We start from the raw sequence: 17,635 nt of genomic DNA, 5'->3' as shown, positions 1-17,635 counted from the left end.
GGGTCGTGGGCGAAGCGGCGGAGTCGATACGATCGTCGCCGCCGCTTCCCCTGCGACCCGCCGGGCCGGAGCCCGTCCGAAAGGTGCAACCATGACCTCCTCCAGCACCGCCACCGACCGCCGGGTCCGGCTCTTCGGGGAGCCCGTCGACAGTTACCCCGAGCGCGCGCCCGAGGCGGCCCGGGGCGGCGTCCTGCGGATCACCGAGGTGGGCGAGGAGGTGCTGCACCGGCCCTGCCGCGCGGTCGAGGAGTTCGGGACGCCCGAACTCGCCCGCCTGGTGGACGACATGTTCGCCACCATGTACGCCGCCGCCGGTGTCGGCCTGGCGGCCAATCAGGTCGACGTCGACCTGCGCGTGTTCGTCTACGACTGCCGCGACGAGGACGGCGTCCGCCACGTCGGCCACCTGGTCAACCCGGTGCTCGACCAGCCCGCCGAGGAGGAGCGCCGCCTGGCCGACGCCACCGAGGGCTGCCTCTCGGTGCCCGGCCCGCGCCGCGAACTCGGCCGCCCCGACCGGACGGTGGCGCGCGGCACCGACATCGACGGCAGGCCGCTGGTGCTGGAGGGCACCGGCTACTTCGCCCGCTGCCTCCAGCACGAGACCGACCACCTCAACGGGATGCTCTACATCGACCGCCTCGGCAAGCGCGAGCGCCGCGCGGTGCTGGCCGAGATGGCCGAGCAGCGGGAGCAGGTGCTGGCAGCCCGCCTCGACCGGGCCGAGCTGCTCGGCCTGCCACAGCGCTGAGCTCAGCGGGCGAGGAGGGCATGGACGGCCGCCCGGATCTCGTCGGGTGCTTCCTCGGCCATGAAGTGGCGGAGGCGCAGGCGTGCGCCGGATCCGAGCCGGGGCCGAGGGCCCACCGCGCCCCGAACGGGGCGGAACGTGACGGGACCCGGGAACGTATCCAGCTCCCGGGCCCCTGAGATGCCACCCAATTGCGCACACCGGCACGTTGAAGGGGGCGGATCATTCTGAGATCGACGTGTTCTGCCGTTGAACTACCGCGCCACGGTGAGAGGCGCAGGCGGGACTTGAACCCGCATCCGTCGAAGATCGTCCGCTCCCGGTCGATCCGGTGATCGGCGGCGAATACTGAGACTGGAGCGAGAATCTGAGATTCATGGGATGTGCCTCTACCGAATTGGGCCACCCCGGCCCGTGTGGTGCCGGGGGAGGGATTCGAACCCCCACTGTCATCCCGTGGTCAGCTTCAACATCAGTTTCAGCTTGCGCTCTTCAGCGCACCCCCCGCTCGAACGGGGGGCGATCGTGGGGCTACCCGAACAGGTAGCCGAACACCGCGTCGCCGACCCGCTGGTCGGAGACCTCGGCGTTGTTGGCCTCCTCGCGGGCGAACTTCACGGCCTGCTGGAGCTTCTCCAGACGCTCCGTCAGTTCGTTGACCCGGCGGGCCGGCAGGGCGCCGGAGAACTTCACGGTCGTCCAGTAGCCGACCGGGATGTCCTCGTAGTACACCTCGACCTGGGCCGGGTGCTTCTCGGTGGCCTCGGCCTTCACGTGGTTGCGCGGCACCTTCTTGGTGCGGATGGTGCGCACCGCGTCGGTCTTCCAGGAGTCCGTCGACGGATCGAGGTTCCACGACTCGGCGGCGTCCAGCACCGGCAGCTTGCGGACGAAGGTGTAGAGGTCTGTGAGCTGCTTCTCCAGGAAGAGCAGGTACGGCACGGGGACGGCGGCCAGCAGGACGGTGCCGTCCACCACCACGTCGGCGGCGGCCGTCCGGTTCGCCCAGTCCTTGGTGGCGGTCACGTCGAACAGCCGGGTCAGCGTCGCGGCGGTGCTGCGCAGGACGTCCTCGGCCTTCACCTGGACCCGGGTCGACTCGGGCGGCAACTGCTCGCCCTCCTCGTCCTTCGGCTGGTAGGTCCGGGCGATGCCGGCCAGCAGGGCGGGCTTCTGCAGGTCGTGGTGCGCCTGCGTGAGCTCCTGGAAGGACTTGGACTTGACGCCCTTTTCGACGGCGATGATCTGATTCAGCTTCGGCACGTCACGGAAGCTACCAGCAATCGCCGGGATGCTCCGGTCATTTATTCGAAGGGCTTCGATCGACTGCGCGCGAAGCGAACTGACGCTCCGTCACTCCCGGTCGGCGGGGCACCGGACGCTCCGGTCTCTGGTGGGTTGCTCCGGGGCAACGGATCGGTGTCCGCCCGGTGGGTGCCGCTCGGTTCGGGTACGGTGCGGGGCGGACGTGGCCGAAGGCGCAGGGGGGCGGGCCCGATGTCCGAACGGGGGAGTGGGTCGCGCGGGTGCGGCACCGTCGCACTGGTGGTGCTGCCGGCGGTCGCCGGGGTGGCCGTCTGGGGGTACCTGAGCCTGCGGCCCGAGCCGCAGCCCGGCGTGGAGAAGGTGGCGCGGTCGGCGGCGGCCCGGGCTGCGGGAGGCGTGGTGAGCGCCCGACTGGACGGCCAGCTCGGTCAGTTGGGCGCCGCCCTGCCGTGGGCCACCCGCCTGGGCGCCACCGTGGCGGACGTCTGCGAGACCGACACCGTCGACCACGGCTTCGCGATCACCCGGGACACCTGGCTCCCGGTGACCTGCACCAGGACCGTCACGGTGTACTCGGCCTTCGACGGTGACTTCAAGGAGCGGCTGCGGCAGGTCGACACCGCGCTGTCCGCCGCCGGTTGGCGGGCCGGGGAGGTCCCGAACCGGGCGGGGACGGAGGGCGGGCTGGTCGAGGCGCTGGCCTACGCGCACAGCCCGGGCGGCGGCGCGAGCGCGGAGGAGACCGCGGTGGCGGCCGCGCGGCCGAACGTCGCCTGGATGCAGTACACCCTGCCGCTGAAGGACGACTTCGTCGTCCCCGCCGAGGCCAGGGGCAACGGCGGCCGGCCGACGGCGACCGTGCAGATGGCCCAGGCACCCCACCTGCCGTACCTCGACGACGGGACCGCTCTGCACGACGTGGCGCTCAAGTACCCGACGGTGCGGACGAGGTACTACGTCGACTGGCAGCAGTACGGCCGCGACCGGCTGGCCGCCGACGCCTACCCCGCGCACGGCGCCGTCCTGGTGGTCTCCGTCCGCGCGGGCTACAACGCCGAGCCTGCCGGGCCCTGATCTCCGGGCGCCGGTCGGTCCGTGAAGCGTGCGGGGCCGGTCGCGGCGGCCGTCAGGACCGGCAGCAGCTCGGGCAGGGCGGCGACGAAGGCGGGGAGCTCGGCCGGGGCGGCCTCCCGTGGTCAGGTGCCGTCCGGCTCGGGCGGGGTGAAGCGGACGGGGGCCTCGAAGGCGGCGCGGCGGGCGGCGCGGCGGAAGACGGTGAGCAGTGCCGGGCCGGTCAGCAGGATGCACACGCCGGTGGTGACGGCGCGTCCGGTGTCCCAGCCGAGCGAGGTGGTGAGGTCGAAGAGCAGGTAGCGGTGCCACTGCTCGGTGAAGGGCAGGCCCGGCAGGTAGGCGATGGAGCTGGTCGGGTCGAGGTTGAAGGGCCAGAAGGAGAGGTTCAGCAGGAAGCCGAAGAGGTAGCCGGAGAAGGCGCCGTAGACCGCGAGCATCGCGGCCTCGGCCCTGCCGCGCAGCGGGGGCAGCAGTCCGGCCAGCAGGCCGACGAAGGCACAGCCGAACATCTGGTACGGCATCCAGGGGCCGACGCCGCCGGTGAGCAGCGCGGAGGCGAACAGCGAGGTGCAGCCGAGCACGAAACCGAAGCCGGGGCCGAAGACCCGGCCCGCGACCACCAGGACGAAGAAGACCGTCTCGACCCCGGCGGTGCCGGCGCCGAGCGGGCGGAGTCCGGCGTTCACGGCGGAGAGCACGCCGAGCATGGCGAGCGCCTTGGCGTCGATGCCACCGGCGGAGATCTCGGCGATCACCACGGCCAGCACCAGGGCCAGCAGCGCGCCGAAGACCAACGGGGGAGCGTAGGCCGAGCCGAACTTCCCCGGGGCGACGACGAAGGGCCAGAGGAAGGCGACCAGGCCGATGGCGGCGGCCAGCGTCACCGCGATCCTGGCCCGGCCGGGGATCCGGACGGCGGCGGGCAGGGCGGGGGCCGCGGGGAGGGTCATCGGGCGGCCTCCGCGGGGGCGAGCGCCCGGGCCACCTGACCGGTGGTCAGGTGGCGGAGCGGGGCGAGGACCTTGGCGGTCTGCGGGGCGAAGGTCGGTGAGGCGACGATGACCTCGTCGGTCGGGCCGTCGGCGACGATCTCGCCCTCGGCCATCACCAGCACCCGGTCGGCGGAGGCGGCGACGAACTCCACGTCGTGCGTGCAGACCACCACCGCCCGTCCCTCGGAGGCCAGTTGGCCGACGATGGTGGTGAGTGCGGCCTTGGCCCGGTAGTCCAGGCCACGGGTGGGCTCGTCCAGCAGCACGACCGGCGGTGCGGCGACCAGCTGGATCGCCAGCACCAGGGCCAGCTTCTGCCCTTCGGAGAGGTCGCGCGGGTGGCTGCGGTCCGGGATGCCCGGGGTGAGCCGGTCCAGGACCTGCCGGGCTGTGGGGCCCTCGTGGTCACGGGCCGCGTCGCGGTCGGCCTGGTCGAGCTCCTGGGCCACGGTCTCCAGGTAGAGCAGGTCGGTGGGTGTCTGCGGGACCAGGCCGACCAGGCGGCGGGCCTCGGCGGCCGCGACCTTCTTGGGGTCGGCAGGGCCCGCGCCGTCCCGGGTGACCCGGACGGTGCCGCCCTGGCGCGGGCCGGAGCCCTGGAGGGCCCACAGCAGGGAGGACTTGCCGGAGCCGTTGCGGCCCATCAGGGCCGTCACCTCGCCGGAGCGCAGCTCCAGCGAGGCCTCACGGACGGCGACCACCCGGCCGTGCGTGACCACGACCTGATCGGCGGTCAGCACCGGCTCCCCACCCCCGGGTCGCTCGCGTACCGGTGGAACGGGGAGCCCGGTCAGCCGTTCGCGCAGCGGGGCGGCGGCCCGGCGGGCGTCGCGGACCGAGAGCGGCAGCGGCCGCCAGCCCGCCAGGCGGCCGAGCTCGACCACCGGCGGGGCGATCTCGGTCTCCTCGAAGACCTCGGCCGGCGCCCCGTACCGGACGGTGCCGTCGCCGGGCAGGTGGAGGACCCGGTCGGCGTACTGGACCACCCGCTCCAGCCGGTGCTCGGCCAGCAGCACGGTGACGCCCAGGTCGTGCACCAGCCGGGTGATCGCGGCCAGCACCTCCTCGGCGGCGGTCGGGTCGAGTGCGGAGGTCGGCTCGTCCAGGACCAGCACCCGGGGGTGGGCGGTGAGCACCGAGCCGATGGCGACCCGCTGCTGCTGGCCGCCGGAGAGCTCGCTGAGGCCCCGGTGGCGCAGGTCGGCGAGGCCGAGCAGGTCCAGGGTCTCCTCCACCCGCTTGCGCATCACGGCCGGCTCGACGGCCAACTGCTCCATCGCGTAGGCGAGTTCCTCCTCAACGGTGTCGGTGACGAAGCCGGCCAGCGGATCCTGGCCCACCACGCCCACCACGTCGGCGAGTTCGCGTGGCGGGTGGTGGGCGGTGTCCCGGCCGTCGACGGTGACCCGGCCGCTGAGGGTGCCACCGGTGAAGTGCGGGACCAGGCCGTTCACGGTGCCGAGCAGGGTGGACTTGCCGCTTCCGGTGCGGCCCACCACCAGGCAGAGCTCGCCCTCGGGGACGGTCAGGTCGACGCCGTGCAGGACGGGGCGGTCGGCGTCGTGGTAGCGGACGCCGACCTGGTCGAAGCGGATCATCGGGTCACCTCGGAGGGCGTGCGGCCGCCGACGGTGGAGGGTCGGCCGGCGGGAGCGGTGGTGGCGGTCGCGAGTGGGCGGCCCGGTGGCGGGGAGAGCACTCCGGCCAGTGCCGCGAGCAGCAGGGCGACCACCGGGACGGCCGGCAGGGTCGGCCAACTCAGGGGGTGGAGCGAGGGGTTGAGCTCGGTGGCGTCGTAGCCGACGCTGACGCGGAGCAGGACCGCGGCGGCCACCCCGCAGAGGCTGACGGCCCATTCGGCCGCCCGCCAGGGATCCGGCCGGTAGCTGGTGCGCCGGATCCGGCGTCCACCCAGCAGCAGGCCGCCGACGCAGAGCGCCGAACCTGCGGCGAGGGCGGGCAGGCCGAGCAGGGCCGGGGCCGTGCCGTCGAGCAGCCCGTACATCCCGGCACACAGGCCGCACATGCCCAGCAGCATCAGGGCCCCGGTCATCCGCCGGGAGGCCCGGGTGGCGGTGCCGGCCCGGCCGTAACCCCGGGAGTCCATCGCGGCGGCGAGGTGCATCGAGCGCTCCAGCGCGTCCTCCAGCACCGGTACGGCGATCCCCCGCAGGGCCCGCAGGCCCTTGCTCCGCCCGGCCCGCAGCCGCCGTGCCCGGAAGACCCGTTGGACGCTCTGCACCAGCTGTGGCGCGACGCTGAGCGCGACGGTGACGGCGACCCCGAGCTCGTACAGCGCGCCCGGCAGTACGCGCAGCGCGCGCTTGGGGTTGGCGAGGGTGTTGGCGGCGCCGATGCAGCAGAGCAGACAGGCCAGCCGAAGCCCGTCGGTGGCGGCGGACAGGACGGCCTCCAGGGAGACCGGTCCGCCGATCTGGACGCCCGCGTACCAGTCCGGGGTGGGGACGCGCGGGAGGGAGAACAGCAGGTGGTCGCGCGGGGTGATGCCGGTGGCGAAGACGCAGCGGAAGGTGACCCGGACGGCGACCACGGTCAGCGCCAGCCAGAGGTAGTACTTGAAGCCGCGGGCCCACGGCGTTTCGGTGCGGCGGGAGGTGACCACGAAGCCGAGCACGCCGAGCACAAGGAACAGCAGCAAGGGGTTGGTGGTGCGGCTGGCGGCGGTGGCGAGCGCGAGGGCCCAGATCCACCAGGCGACGGGGTGCAGGTCCCGGGGGACCCGCCCGGCGACCGGGGCGAACCCCTCGGTGGACTTGACGGGTCGATCCACCGCGCTCACTCCGCCCGGCGCCGTCGGCGCAGTGCGGTGACGGCGGTGGCGGTGCCGAGCACGAGCACGAGGGCCGCACCGACGACGGCCGGGACCATCGAGTCCGTCGGGCGCGGGGCGTCGGCGGCCGGGGCGGCGTCGACGGGGGTGGGGCTGGAGGCGGAGGGCGCCGGGACGTCGGTGGGAGTGGGCGTCGGTGAGGTTGGGTCGGAGGGAGGGGAGGGCGGCGGTTCGACGGAGGTCCCGGGGACGGGGGTGGCGCCGTCGGGAGTGGCGGAGGGGGCGGGAACTCCCGTGGTGGGTGGTGCGGTTGGCGAGGTCGTGGGCTTGGTGGCGCCAGGTGCGGGCTGGGTGGCGGTGGGGCCCGTGGTGGTGCCGCCGGAGGCCGGTGGCGGTGGCGTCGTGGTGGTCGCCGGGGCGCCACCGGGGGTGGTGTTGTGGGCACGGACGCTGTCCGGGGAGATGGCGGGCCTGCCCTGGGTGCCCGCGAGGTCGGTCTTGCCGTGGACCCACAGCTCGACGCTGCCGGGCAGCGGCCTGTGGCTGACCGCGCCCAGCTGACTGTAGGTCCAGGTGTTCTCGCCGGGATCGGCGTACCAGTAGGACCAGTACGCGGTGGTGGGCGAGGTCTGGACGCACCTGTCCTGCTCGGGCGTCGGGTAGCCCCGGCCCCCGTCGTGGCCGCTGTAGCCGATCCGGCAGATGAAGGCCGGCCCGTCGTGGCTGGTGCCGGTGGACTTCCAACCGCCTTGGTTCAGCAGGGTGTAGCCCGTGGTGGGGGGTGGTGCCGCAGGAGCGCAGCAGCGGGCCGCCCCAGGGCCCGAAGTCGACCGCGAGCACCACGCCGCTGGTGGTCGTGCACTGGTCCAGCGGCAGGGGCGTGGCGGCGGCCGGGGTCGTGCTCGCGCCGAAGGTCAGGGCGAGGAGCGCCCCGGCGGCGGTGCCGGGCAGGCCGGGGCGGCGTGGGCGTGCGGGGCGGATCACCGGTGCTTCCCGGAGGGCGAGGCGGTCCTGCGGCGGAGGGCGACCAGGATCGCGGCACCACCTACCGTCAACAGGATTGCGGGGGCGAGGAGTTCGAGTGCTCGGGTGCCGGTCCGGGCCAGGTTCGTGGTCGGCGGTCCACTCTGGTCCGGGGCCACGCCCGCCGGGCTCGTCGCGGTGGGGAGCGGCGTGCTGGTGCTGGGGGCGGGGGTGGGCGAGGCGGGGTCGCTCGGGGAGGGGGAGGGCGACGAGGAGACCGATGCCGATGCCGAAGCCGAGGCAGAGGGGGAGGCGGACGGGGACGGCGATTCGGAAGCTGAGGGCGAGGGCGAGGGCGACGGCGAGGGCGACGGCGAGGGCGAGGGTGAGGCGGACGGCGACGGTGAGGTGCCCGGGTCCGTGGGGGTGGTGCCGGGGACTCGCCGGAGGGTGCCGAAGGACCTCCCGGTGACCCCGCCGAGGGCCTGGGCGGAGGCCCGGACGTCCGAGCCCGGCTGTCCGGCGGAGGCGACGTCGAAGCCGCCGTCGGGGTTCTGCCGGTCGGCCAGGAACTCGACGGCCTTGCCGACCCGTGCCGCGTAGAGGTCCTGGCGCAGGCTCAGGCCCTGGACCGCCAGGGCGGCGGAGTTGGTGGAGTTCCCGGCGGCGCCGGGGAAGCCGCCGTCGGGCGCCTGGGTGGCGGCCAGCCAGCTCAGGCCCTGCTCGACGGCCTTGGTCGCCTCGTCACCGGGGACGAGGGAGAGGGCCATCAGCGCCATCGCGGTGCTGTCCACGTCGGCGGCGGCGGTGGCCGGGATCAGGCTCGGCCAGGAGCCGGCCGGCTGCTGCAGGCTGCGCAGGTAGGCGATGGGTGCGCCCGCGCCCTGGATGTCTCCGGCCCTCAACTGCGCCATGACGCCCAGGGATTGGGCGAAGACCGAGCCGGTCCAGGTGTAGTTGCCCGGTGCCGCGCAGCCGAGTGCCTCGTCGGCACGGGCGCAGACCGCCCCGTCCAGGGCGGCGATCAGGTCGTGGCCGCCGAAGTCGCGCGGGTCACGCCCGACGGTCTCGGCGAGCAGGGCCACCTTGCCGAGGGAGCCTCCGGCGGCGCCCTCGGTACCGATGCCGGTCCAGTCGTCGACCGTGAAACCGGTGCCGTCCCGGCCCCCCTGGTCGAGGAAGTCGGCGATCCGGAGCAGCGCGGCGTCGTCGGCGCCGGTCGCCGCCAGCGCGAAGGCGGTGTCCAGGGTGAGTCCGAAGTCGGCGGACCCGGAGTCGGGGAAGGCCTCGTGGTAGTGGCCGTCGAGCAGCCGGGCCGGGTCGGTGAGGTAGCGGGCGCCCTTCGCGAGGTCGGGCGTGCGGGCGGGTGGATCGGCGAAGGCGCTGCCGGGGTGGCCGAACAGCACGGTGGCGGCGGCCGTCACGGCGAGGAGGCTGGCGAGCAGGGCCGAGGCCGGACTCCGGGCCCCGTACCCGCCACCGCCCGTGCCGTCGCCCGCGCGACCGGCCCTGCCGCTGCTCCTGCTGCTGACCCTCACGGTGACTCCCTGGTCGGTCGACGAGGGGTGCCGGCGCAGCCGACGGGCCTGCCCGGGGAGCGGGCGATCCCGTCTGGACCGCGTCGTAGTCCGCGACGACGCACGTATAGCTGACGAACGTCCCGGCGCAGGCATTCCGGCTCACCCGCCCGGTGGGCGGGTCCACGGTTGCGGGTCAGCGCCGGAGTCGGACCGGCTTCCCCTGACGCCAAGGGTGGAAAGGCGGTCCATCAGACCACGGTGCGGTCAAGAGCGTCAACGATGTGTCAGATCGCTTGGGGCGCACCGTGATCGGGGTCACGGCGGTCCCTCCGGGGCGGGTGCGAGCGGTACACGGCGCCGCCCGCACCCGCCCCGGAAGGGCGGTCAGGCCGTCAGCTCCGCCCGTACCGTCCGGGCGGCCTCGACCAGGTTCTCGAGGGAGGCCCGGGTCTCGGGCCAGGCGCGGGTCTTGAGGCCGCAGTCGGGGTTGACCCAGAGCCGATCGGCCGGGATCGCGGCCAGGCCGGCGCGGAGCAGGGCGGCGGCCTCCTCGGCGGAGGGCACCCGGGGGGAGTGGATGTCGTACACGCCGGGCCCGACCTCGCGGGGGTAGCCGGCTCCGGAGAGCTCGTGGGCGACCTCCATGTGCGAGCGGGCCGCCTCCAGGGAGATCACGTCGGCGTCCAAGTCCTCGATGGCACCGAGGATTTCGCCGAACTCGGCGTAGCACATGTGGGTGTGCACCTGGGTGTCGGCGCGGACGCCCGAGGTGGTGAGGCGGAACGCCTCGGTGGCCCAGGCGAGGTAGGCGGCACGCTCGGCCTCGCGCAGCGGCAGGGTCTCGCGCAGGGCGGGCTCGTCGACCTGGATGACGGCGGCTCCGGCGGCCTCCAGGTCGGTGACCTCGTCGCGCAGGGCGAGGGCGACCTGGCGGGCGGTGTCGCCGAGCGGCTGGTCGTCGCGGACGAAGGACCAGGCGAGCATGGTGACCGGCCCGGTGAGCATGCCCTTGACCGGACGGTCCGTCAGGGACTGGGCGTAGCGCTGCCATTCGACGGTCATCGGGGTCGGGCGGGAGATGTCGCCGGCCAGCACCGGCGGGCGGACGTAGCGGGTGCCGTAGGACTGCACCCAGCCGTGCTGGGTGGCGAGGTAGCCGGTGAGCTGCTCGGCGAAGTACTGGACCATGTCGTTGCGCTCGGGCTCGCCGTGGACCAGGACGTCGAGGCCGGCCTTCTCCTGGTACTCGATCACCTCGCGGACCTCGTCCCGCATCCGCTCCTGGTAGGCGGCCGCGTCGATCCGCCCGGCCCGCAGGTCGGCCCGGGCGATGCGGAGTTCGGCGGTCTGCGGGAAGGAGCCGATGGTGGTGGTGGGCAGCAGCGGCAGGGCGAGCCTGGCCCGTTGGGCCGCGGCCCGCTCCGGGTAGGCCTGCCCGCGGTGGGCGTCCGCCTCGGTGGTGGCCGCGACCCGGGCCCGGACGGCCGGGTCGTGGGTGATCGGGGAGCCGGCCCGGGAGGCCAGGTCGGCGCGGTTGGCGGCGAGTTGGGGCGCGATGGTGTCGGCGCCCTCGCGCAGGCCGCGGGCGAGCAGGCTGACCTCGGTGGTCTTCTGGCGGGCGAAGGAGAGCCAGCGGGCGATCTGCGGGTCGATGTAGGGCTCGGCGGCGGCGTCCAGCGGGACGTGCAGCAGCGAGCAGGACGGGGCGACGTCCACCCGGTCGGCCAGGCCGAGCAGGGTGGCCAGGGTCGCGAGCGACTTCTCCAGGTTGTTGATCCAGATGTTGCGGCCGTCCACCACTCCGGCGACCAGGCGCTTGCCGGGCAGGCCGCCGACGGCGGCGAGGTCGGCCAGGTTGGCGGCGGCCGGGCCGGTGAAGTCGAGGCCGACGCCCTCGACCGGGGCCTTGGCGAGGACCTTCAGAGCGTCGCCGACCCGGTCGAAGTAGGTGGTGACCAGGATCTTCGGACGCTCGGTCAGCGCGCCGAGGTCGCGGAACACCCGGGTGGCGGCGTTGAGTTCGGCCGGGGTGCGGTCCTGGACCAGGGCGGGCTCGTCGAGTTGGACCCACTCGGCGCCGGCGGCCTTGAGCTCGGCCAGCAGCTGGGCGTAGACCGGCAGCAGGCGGTCGAGCAGGGTGATCGGCTGGAAGTCGGAGGCCACGCCGGGTGCGGGCTTGGCGAGCAGCAGGTAGGTCAGCGGGCCGAGCAGGACCGGGCGGCCCTTGTGGCCGAGCGCGATCGCCTCGCGGAGCTCGCCGACCGCCTTGGCGGAGTTCGCCGCGAAGACCGTGTCCGGACCCAACTCCGGCACCAGGTAGTGGTAGTTGGTGTCGAACCACTTGGTCATCTCCAGCGGAGCGACGTCCTGGTTGCCACGGGCCATGGCGAAGTAGCCGTCCAGCGGGTCGGCCTGCACGGCGGCACGGTGACGGGCCGGGATCGCGCCGACGGCCACGGTGGTGTCCAGCACGTGGTCGTAGAACGAGAAGTCCCCGGTGGGGACTTCGGTGATGCCCACCCCGGCGAGACTGCGCCAGTTGGCGCACCGGAGTTCGGCGGCGGTGGAGTGGAGGGCGTCGGCGGTGACGGTGCCCTTCCAGTAGCCCTCGATCGCCTTCTTCAGCTCACGGTTCGGCCCCTGCCGGGGGTAGCCGTGGACGGTGGCCTGCGAGGCGGTGGTGCTGGTGGTCACGGAGACTCTCCTTCGCGAGTCGCGCTGCGATCCCGGGAGGGCGCGCGGGCGAGGAGGTGTGACAGTGCGGACGCGGCACCAGGATGTGCCCGTCCGTTCCGTCGACCCGCCCACGAGGTCACCGAGATCACCGCGTGCGGGGTGCACGCGGGCAGTGGCAGGTCTTCGGACTCGCGGGCACGTCCGTCCTGGACAGGGCGGACTCCTAGGTCGTTTCTTTCGGATCATCGCGCTGACCAGATGAAGATGGCGGCGAGGTGGAGTCCGGCGAGGTAGATGGTGGCGGTCTTGTCGTAGCGGGTGGCCAGGCCGCGCCACTGCTTGAGCTTGTTGATGCACCGCTCGACGGTGTTGCGGCGCTTGTAGGTGTCGTAATCGCATGCGGGTGGTCTGCCTCCGCGTCGGCCGAGGCGTTTGCGGTTGGCGACCTGGTCGGCGGGTTGCGGGATGACGGCCCGGATGCCGCGCCTTCTCAGGTGGGCGCGGATCGCGCGGGAGGAGTAGGCCTTGTCCGCCAGGACCGCCTCCGGCGTGGTTCTCGGTCTGCCGACGGGTCGGGGGACGCGGATGCGGGCCATGACGTGTTCGAACTCCGGTGCGTCGCCGGCCTGTCCGGGGGTGAGGACGAAGGCGAGCGGCCGGCAGTTGCCGTCAGCGGCGAGGTGGATCTTCGTGGTCAGCCCGCCGCGGGAGCGTCCGAGGGCATGGTGGTGGGGCTCGTCGGCCGGAGCCCCTTTTGACGGGCTCCGGCCGCGTGCTGGTGAGCGCGCACGACGGTGGAGTCGACCGCGACGACCCAGTCCAGGTCGCCGTCGGCGTCCGCCTGGGCGAGCAGAGCGGTGAAGACCTTCTCCCAGGTGCCGTCGAGCGCCCACATCCGCAGGCGGTTGTGGGCGCCCTTCCAGGACCCGAACCGCTCGGGCAGGTCCGCCCAAGGCGTCCCGGTGCGGTACTTGAACGCGATCGCGTCGATCACCTGCCGGTGATCACGCCACCTCCCACCCCGCTTCGGTGCCCGGTCCGGCAGCAACGGCTCGATCCGCGCCCACTGGGCATCAGTCAACGACACATCAGATCCAACGATCCGATGATCTGAAAGAAACGGCCTAGTGGCCGTCGCTTCCCGGGCCCGTCACGGGCCCAGTGCGTGTGACGGCGGTCGTTCCCACTCACCGCTGCGGGGCAGTCCCGGAATGGCCAGATGAAAGGCGTCACCGGGTTCCCTCTTGCGACGCACCTGACCGGCTGTCAGGGCGAACCGACTGCGGTCCCCACCCTAGGCCCCCGCGCCGGTCCTGTCCCGCACGTCCGCATGTCGGAAGCGGCTTCGAGACGGGCCCAGGACCACGGTCCCGGGGGCGGGCCCGCCCCCGGAGCACGTTCCCGGAGATCATCTCGTCCCGGGCGACGACGGATTGACGGTCCGTCGGATGGTCCTCTGGAAGGGCGCCGGGACGAGGTCCGGCGCCCGAACCGGAGGGGCCCGACGATGAACGAGCACGCACCGCAGCAGCACCGCCCGACCCGCGGCACCACCCGCCGCACCACCCGCCGAGGGGTGGCCGCCGCCGTCACCGCCGCGACCGCCGCCGCCGTGCTGGCCGGGGCCCTGGCACCGGCCGAGGCCTTCGCCGGCCCACGGCCGGACGCCGTGCAGCAGCGCCTGGACGCCCTGGTCAAGAACGACGGCGTGCCCGCCGCCCTGGTGACCGTCAAGGGCCGCGACGGCCGCAGCCGCACCTACACCGCCGGTGTCGGCGACGCGGTCACCAAGGCCAAGGTGCCGGTGGACGGGCAGGTGAGGATCGGCAGCAACACCAAGGCGTTCACCGCCGTGGTGATCCTCCAACTGGTCGCCGAGGGCAAGGTCGGCCTGGACGCGTCCGTCGACACCTACCTCCCGGGCCTGGTGCGCGGGGACGGCATCGACGGCCGGAAGATCACGGTCCGTCAGCTGCTCCAGCACACCAGCGGCCTGCCCGAGTACGTGAACCAGGGCGCGGTCCTGAGCGACCCCGGGCGCTACTACGAGCCGCGCGAACTCCTCGACGCCGCGCTGGCCCAGAAGGCCCACTCCGCCCCCGGCACCCAGTGGGAGTACAACAACACCAACTACCTGCTGGCGGGCCTGATCATCCAGAAGGTCACCGGGCGTCCGCTCGGCGAGGAGATCACCAAGCGGGTCATCGACCGGATCGGCCTGCGGCACACCTACTTCCCCGCTCCCGGGGACCGGACGATCCACGAGGCCCACCCCAAGGGGTACCAGCGCACCGCCGACGGCTCGCTGCGCGACTACAGCGAGCTGGACCCGTCCTGGGGCTGGGCGGCCGGCGCCGTCGTGTCGACCAACAGCGACGTCAACCGGTTCTACGGCGCGCTGCTGGCCGGCCGCCTGCTGCCCGCGGCCCAGCTGGCCGAGATGCGCACCACCGTCCCCGCCGAGGCGATCGGCCCCGGTGCCCGCTACGGGCTCGGGCTGGTCAGCCGACCGCTCTCCTGCGGCGGCCTCGCCTGGGGCCACGGCGGGGCGATCCCGGGCTTCGAGACCGTCGGCGGCGCCACCGAGGACGGACGGGCCGTCAACGTCGCGGTGACCACCATCCCGAACCCCGAGACCGCGAAGCGCGTGGAGCAGGTGGTGGACGCGGCGCTCTGCCGCTGACCCCCGCCCCCCGCACAGTTCCCCCGCACCAGTGGAGTCCTGATGAACCAACACGCCCTGCAGCGGCTGCGGTACGCCGTGACGGCGACCGCCGCCGCCGGGCTCGCCCTGACCGCCTTCGCCCCGGCCCCGGCCGAGGCCTCCGCCGGGCCGCGCCCGGACGTCGTGCAGCAGCGCCTCGACGCGCTGGTGAAGGACGACGGGATGCCCGCCGCCCTGGCCACCGTCAAGGGCCGCGACGGCCGCAGCCGCACCTACACCGCCGGTGTCGGCGACCTGGCCACCGGCGCCCGGGTCCCGGTGGACGGGCAGATCCGGGCCGGCAGCAACACCAAGGCGTTCACCGCCGTGGTGGTGCTCCAGCTGGTCGCCGAGGGCAAGGTCGCCCTGGACGCGTCCGTCGACACCTACCTGCCCGGCCTGCTGCGCGGGGACGGCATCGACGGACGGAGGACCACGGTCCGTCAGCTGCTCCAGCACACCAGCGGCCTGCCCGACTACATGGACGCCCCCGCGCTGGCCGACTTCACCACCATCCAGTACCGCTACTTCGAGCCGCGTGAACTCCTCGACGGGGCACTGGCGCAGCGGGCCCGGTTCGCGGCCGGGACCTCCTGGGAGTACAGCAACACCAACTACCTGGTGGCCGGCCTGCTGATCCAGAAGGTCACCGGCCGCCCCTACGGGGAGGAGGTCACCAAGCGGGTCATCGACCGGATCGGCCTGCGCCGCACCTACGTCCCGGCGGTCGGCGAGACCGCCATCCGGGAGGCCCATCCGCACGGCTACCTGCGCACCGCACCGGGCGCGCCGCTGGTCGACTACACCGCGATGGACGCCTCGATGGCCTGGGCGGCGGGGGCGGTGGTGTCCACCAACTCCGACCTGAACGCCTTCTACGGCGCACTCCTGACGGGCCGTCTGCTGCCCGCCGCCCAGCTCGCCGAGATGCGCACCACCGTCCCGGCCGAGCTGTTCGGCCCCGGGGTCCGCTACGGCCTGGGCATCCAGAGCCGGCCGCTCAGCTGTGGCGGGCTGGTCTGGGGCCACGGCGGCACCTCCCCGGGCCACCGCACCCGGGGCGGCGCCACCGAGGACGGCCGGGCCGCGACCGTCACCGTCACCACCGTCCCGGACGCGGCCGCCGGGCAGCGGGTGGTGGACGCGGTCGACGCGGCCCTCTGCCGCTGATCGCGCCGGTCGCGAGCCACCCCCGCCCGGTCTGCGGAGCCCCGTGCTCCGCAGGTCGGGCGGGGGCCGACCTTCTTCCGGAACTTGCCTTATCCACAGTGGCGTTGTGCCAAAAATGTGCCCACTGATCGCCGCCCGGTCGGCCGGGGCACCGGCGGATGACGTGGCGTCAGGGGGCGGTGATGCCCGGCTGGGTGCCGGCGCCGAAGGCCCAGCCCTCGACGTCGCCGGGGGCGGGGTTGTAGCTGCCCGCGCCCAGGGTGCTGTAGACCCAGGGGGTGCCGTGCTGGGCGTGCCAGTAGGACCAGTAGGCCGAGCCGCTGGGAGCGGTGCAGGTGGTGGGCAGGGCGTTGATCTTGCAGACGTAGCCGGGGAAGCGCGAGTGGAAGGAGTAGGAGAAGCCCGCTCCGGTGAGCGCCGCCAGGCCGCTGGCCGGGTCGCCCGGAGCACAGCCGGTCTGGATGCCTCCGCCGACGGCGGTGAAGTCCACCACCACGGTGACGCCGGAGGTGCCGGAGCAGGCGGCGGCCTGGGCGGGGGTGGCGGTCACCACGGCGGAGGCGGCGAGCAGCCCGGTGGCGAGGGCGGTCGCGCCGAAGGTTCTTCTGGTGGTCATGGTCCTCGGGCTCCTTCGGGTCAGCGGCAGGCGAGGGCGGGGGCGTCCGGGCGGGCGCCGTGCGCGGAGAGGGTGGCCAGCGAGGCGCCGGAGAGGCCGAGCACGGCCTGGGCGGTGGCCCGGTTGGCGGTGGCGGCGTTGAAGCCGGTGGCGTCGTAGGCCACCGCGCCGCGGTTGGCGGCGGTGGCGGAGCAGCCCTGCTGGAGCTTGACCAGGCTGGACCAGCCCTTGAGGCCGGCGGCGTAGCGGCCGCCCGAGAGCAGGGCGGCGGTGGCCAGGCCGGTGCTGTTGGCGTTGGAGGCGGTGGCCCCTGCGGCGGCGAAGCCACCGTCCGCGTTCTGGTGCGCCGTCAGCCAGCCGAGGCCCGAACCCGCCTTCGCGGTCCGGCCGGTGGCAGCCAGTGCCTGGACCGCGAGGGCGGTGGCGTCCGGGTCGGCGGTGCAGGTGCTCTGGCCGAGGGCGACCGGGAAGCCGCCGTCCGCGCACTGGGTGCCGGCCAGGAAGTCCACGGCGGCGGCCGGGGCACCGGCCGGGGTGCGGTGCAGCGCGAGGACGGCCAGGGACTGGCCGAAGGTGTTGCTGTAGTCGCCCCACTGGGAGCGGTCCGCGAACCGGCCGGACGGCGTCTGCAGCCCGCGCAGCCGGGCCGGGAGGTCGACCCCGCCGAACGAGGCCTGGTCCGCGCCGCGGACCTGGGCGGCCAGCAGCAGCTTGGCGGTGGCACCGGCGTAGGCCTCGGTGGTGCCGTCGCCGAGGTAGCCGGCGGTGGTGGCGGGCTGGGCGAGCCAGGCGGTGGCCCTGGCGGCGGCCTGGTCGGAGCTCCGGGAGGCGGCGAAGGCGAGCACCGCGTCGACGGTCAGGCCCTGGTCGGGGTAGGCGACGCCGTCGAAGACCGATTCGAAGTGGTCGCCGTTCACCAACTGGCGGGCCAGCCATCCGGCCGCGGCGGCGTCCGGCCGCAGGGTGGCGCCGCTTCCGGCGGTCGCCGAGGCGGTGGTGGCGGGCAGAGCGGCGGTGAGGGCGAGCGCGGATATCGCGAGCAGACCCAGGGAGCGGCGGAGCGCGAGCATGAACTGCCTTTCCGGGCCTGGACGCAGGGGCCCGGCGGC

General features: G+C 74.0%; 14 protein-coding genes and 1 riboswitch. Of the genes, 5 read left to right on the top strand and 9 right to left on the bottom strand.

Features of this window, described 5'->3' with window-relative positions:
- Window positions 1-91: 91 nt before the first annotated feature.
- Window positions 92-754 carry a peptide deformylase gene (gene def / locus ABD946_RS17450; protein WP_345284576.1) on the top strand — a complete coding sequence of 221 codons (663 nt, stop codon included), beginning with the start codon at window positions 92-94 and terminating at the stop codon, window positions 752-754.
- A gap of 531 nt (window positions 755-1,285) precedes the next feature.
- On the opposite strand, the gene ABD946_RS17445 is transcribed toward def, so the two are convergent.
- Window positions 1,286-2,017 carry a DUF7873 family protein gene (locus ABD946_RS17445; RefSeq protein ID WP_345284574.1) on the bottom strand — a complete coding sequence of 244 codons (732 nt, stop codon included), beginning with the start codon at window positions 2,015-2,017 and terminating at the stop codon, window positions 1,286-1,288.
- Between the two features lie 282 nt (window positions 2,018-2,299).
- On the opposite strand from ABD946_RS17445, the gene ABD946_RS17440 reads away from it, so the two are divergent.
- The gene (locus ABD946_RS17440; RefSeq protein WP_345284572.1) at window positions 2,300-3,094 is read left to right on the top strand and encodes a hypothetical protein; all 795 of its coding nucleotides are present in this window, start codon (window positions 2,300-2,302) and stop codon (window positions 3,092-3,094) included.
- Between the two features lie 122 nt (window positions 3,095-3,216).
- Here ABD946_RS17440 and ABD946_RS17435 read toward each other — a convergent pair whose 3' ends face one another.
- Genes ABD946_RS17435 through ABD946_RS17425 form a run of 3 tightly spaced genes read right to left on the bottom strand, consistent with a single transcriptional unit; the run spans window position 3,217 to window position 6,886 of the window.
- The gene (locus ABD946_RS17435; RefSeq protein ID WP_345284570.1) at window positions 3,217-4,044 is read right to left on the bottom strand and encodes an ECF transporter S component; all 828 of its coding nucleotides are present in this window, start codon (window positions 4,042-4,044) and stop codon (window positions 3,217-3,219) included.
- Window positions 4,041-5,684: an ABC transporter ATP-binding protein gene (locus ABD946_RS17430; protein WP_345284568.1), complete on the bottom strand. Its 1,644-nt coding sequence runs from the start codon at window positions 5,682-5,684 to the stop codon at window positions 4,041-4,043. The genes ABD946_RS17435 and ABD946_RS17430 overlap by 4 nt, the downstream gene beginning before the upstream one ends.
- Entirely contained in the window at window positions 5,681-6,886 is a 1,206-nt protein-coding gene (locus tag ABD946_RS17425) for an energy-coupling factor transporter transmembrane component T (protein ID WP_380150411.1), read from the bottom strand. The genes ABD946_RS17430 and ABD946_RS17425 overlap by 4 nt, the downstream gene beginning before the upstream one ends.
- Before the next feature lie 342 nt (window positions 6,887-7,228).
- On the opposite strand from ABD946_RS17425, the gene ABD946_RS17420 reads away from it, so the two are divergent.
- Complete coding sequence (locus ABD946_RS17420) at window positions 7,229-7,438, top strand: hypothetical protein (RefSeq protein ID WP_345284564.1); 210 nt, start codon at window positions 7,229-7,231, stop codon at window positions 7,436-7,438.
- 419 nt (window positions 7,439-7,857) lie between these two features.
- Here the strand turns inward: ABD946_RS17420 and ABD946_RS17415 are convergent, their stop codons facing one another.
- The 3 genes from ABD946_RS17415 to ABD946_RS17405 form a co-directional block, all read right to left on the bottom strand.
- The gene (locus tag ABD946_RS17415) at window positions 7,858-9,378 is read right to left on the bottom strand and encodes a prenyltransferase/squalene oxidase repeat-containing protein (RefSeq protein WP_345284562.1); all 1,521 of its coding nucleotides are present in this window, start codon (window positions 9,376-9,378) and stop codon (window positions 7,858-7,860) included.
- Between the two features lie 366 nt (window positions 9,379-9,744).
- Entirely contained in the window at window positions 9,745-12,054 is a 2,310-nt protein-coding gene (metE, locus tag ABD946_RS17410; RefSeq protein ID WP_345284560.1) for a 5-methyltetrahydropteroyltriglutamate--homocysteine S-methyltransferase, read from the bottom strand.
- A gap of 224 nt (window positions 12,055-12,278) precedes the next feature.
- Window positions 12,279-13,138, bottom strand: a protein-coding gene (locus tag ABD946_RS17405; RefSeq protein WP_425558645.1) for an IS5 family transposase whose coding sequence is annotated in 2 segments (ribosomal slippage) — window positions 12,279-12,781 and window positions 12,781-13,138 — 861 coding nt in all. Because the reading frame shifts where the segments join, the coding sequence is not laid out codon by codon here.
- Window positions 13,123-13,328, bottom strand: a riboswitch (cobalamin riboswitch). (Overlaps the previous gene by 16 nt.)
- A gap of 215 nt (window positions 13,329-13,543) precedes the next feature.
- Here ABD946_RS17405 and ABD946_RS17400 point away from each other — a divergent pair.
- Window positions 13,544-14,719 carry a serine hydrolase domain-containing protein gene (locus tag ABD946_RS17400; protein ID WP_345284559.1) on the top strand — a complete coding sequence of 392 codons (1,176 nt, stop codon included), beginning with the start codon at window positions 13,544-13,546 and terminating at the stop codon, window positions 14,717-14,719.
- A gap of 42 nt (window positions 14,720-14,761) precedes the next feature.
- Entirely contained in the window at window positions 14,762-15,910 is a 1,149-nt protein-coding gene (locus tag ABD946_RS17395; RefSeq protein ID WP_345284557.1) for a serine hydrolase domain-containing protein, read from the top strand.
- A gap of 169 nt (window positions 15,911-16,079) precedes the next feature.
- Here ABD946_RS17395 and ABD946_RS17390 read toward each other — a convergent pair whose 3' ends face one another.
- Together ABD946_RS17390 and ABD946_RS17385 are read right to left on the bottom strand one after the other, a co-directional pair.
- Window positions 16,080-16,526 (bottom strand): flagellar hook-length control protein FliK, encoded by a 447-nt coding sequence (locus ABD946_RS17390; protein WP_345284555.1) that lies wholly within the window; start codon window positions 16,524-16,526, stop codon window positions 16,080-16,082.
- Between the two features lie 20 nt (window positions 16,527-16,546).
- Window positions 16,547-17,596, bottom strand: coding sequence for a prenyltransferase/squalene oxidase repeat-containing protein (locus ABD946_RS17385; protein WP_345284553.1), 1,050 nt, complete (start codon window positions 17,594-17,596; stop codon window positions 16,547-16,549).
- Between the last annotated feature and the right edge of the window lie 39 nt (window positions 17,597-17,635).

Origin of the sequence: Kitasatospora albolonga (genome assembly GCF_039535905.1) — a bacterium.
Taxonomy (GTDB): Bacteria; Actinomycetota; Actinomycetes; order Streptomycetales; family Streptomycetaceae; genus Kitasatospora; species Kitasatospora albolonga.
The sequence above is the reverse complement of the archived record's forward strand: the minus strand, read 5'-3'. Positions and strand labels throughout refer to the sequence as shown.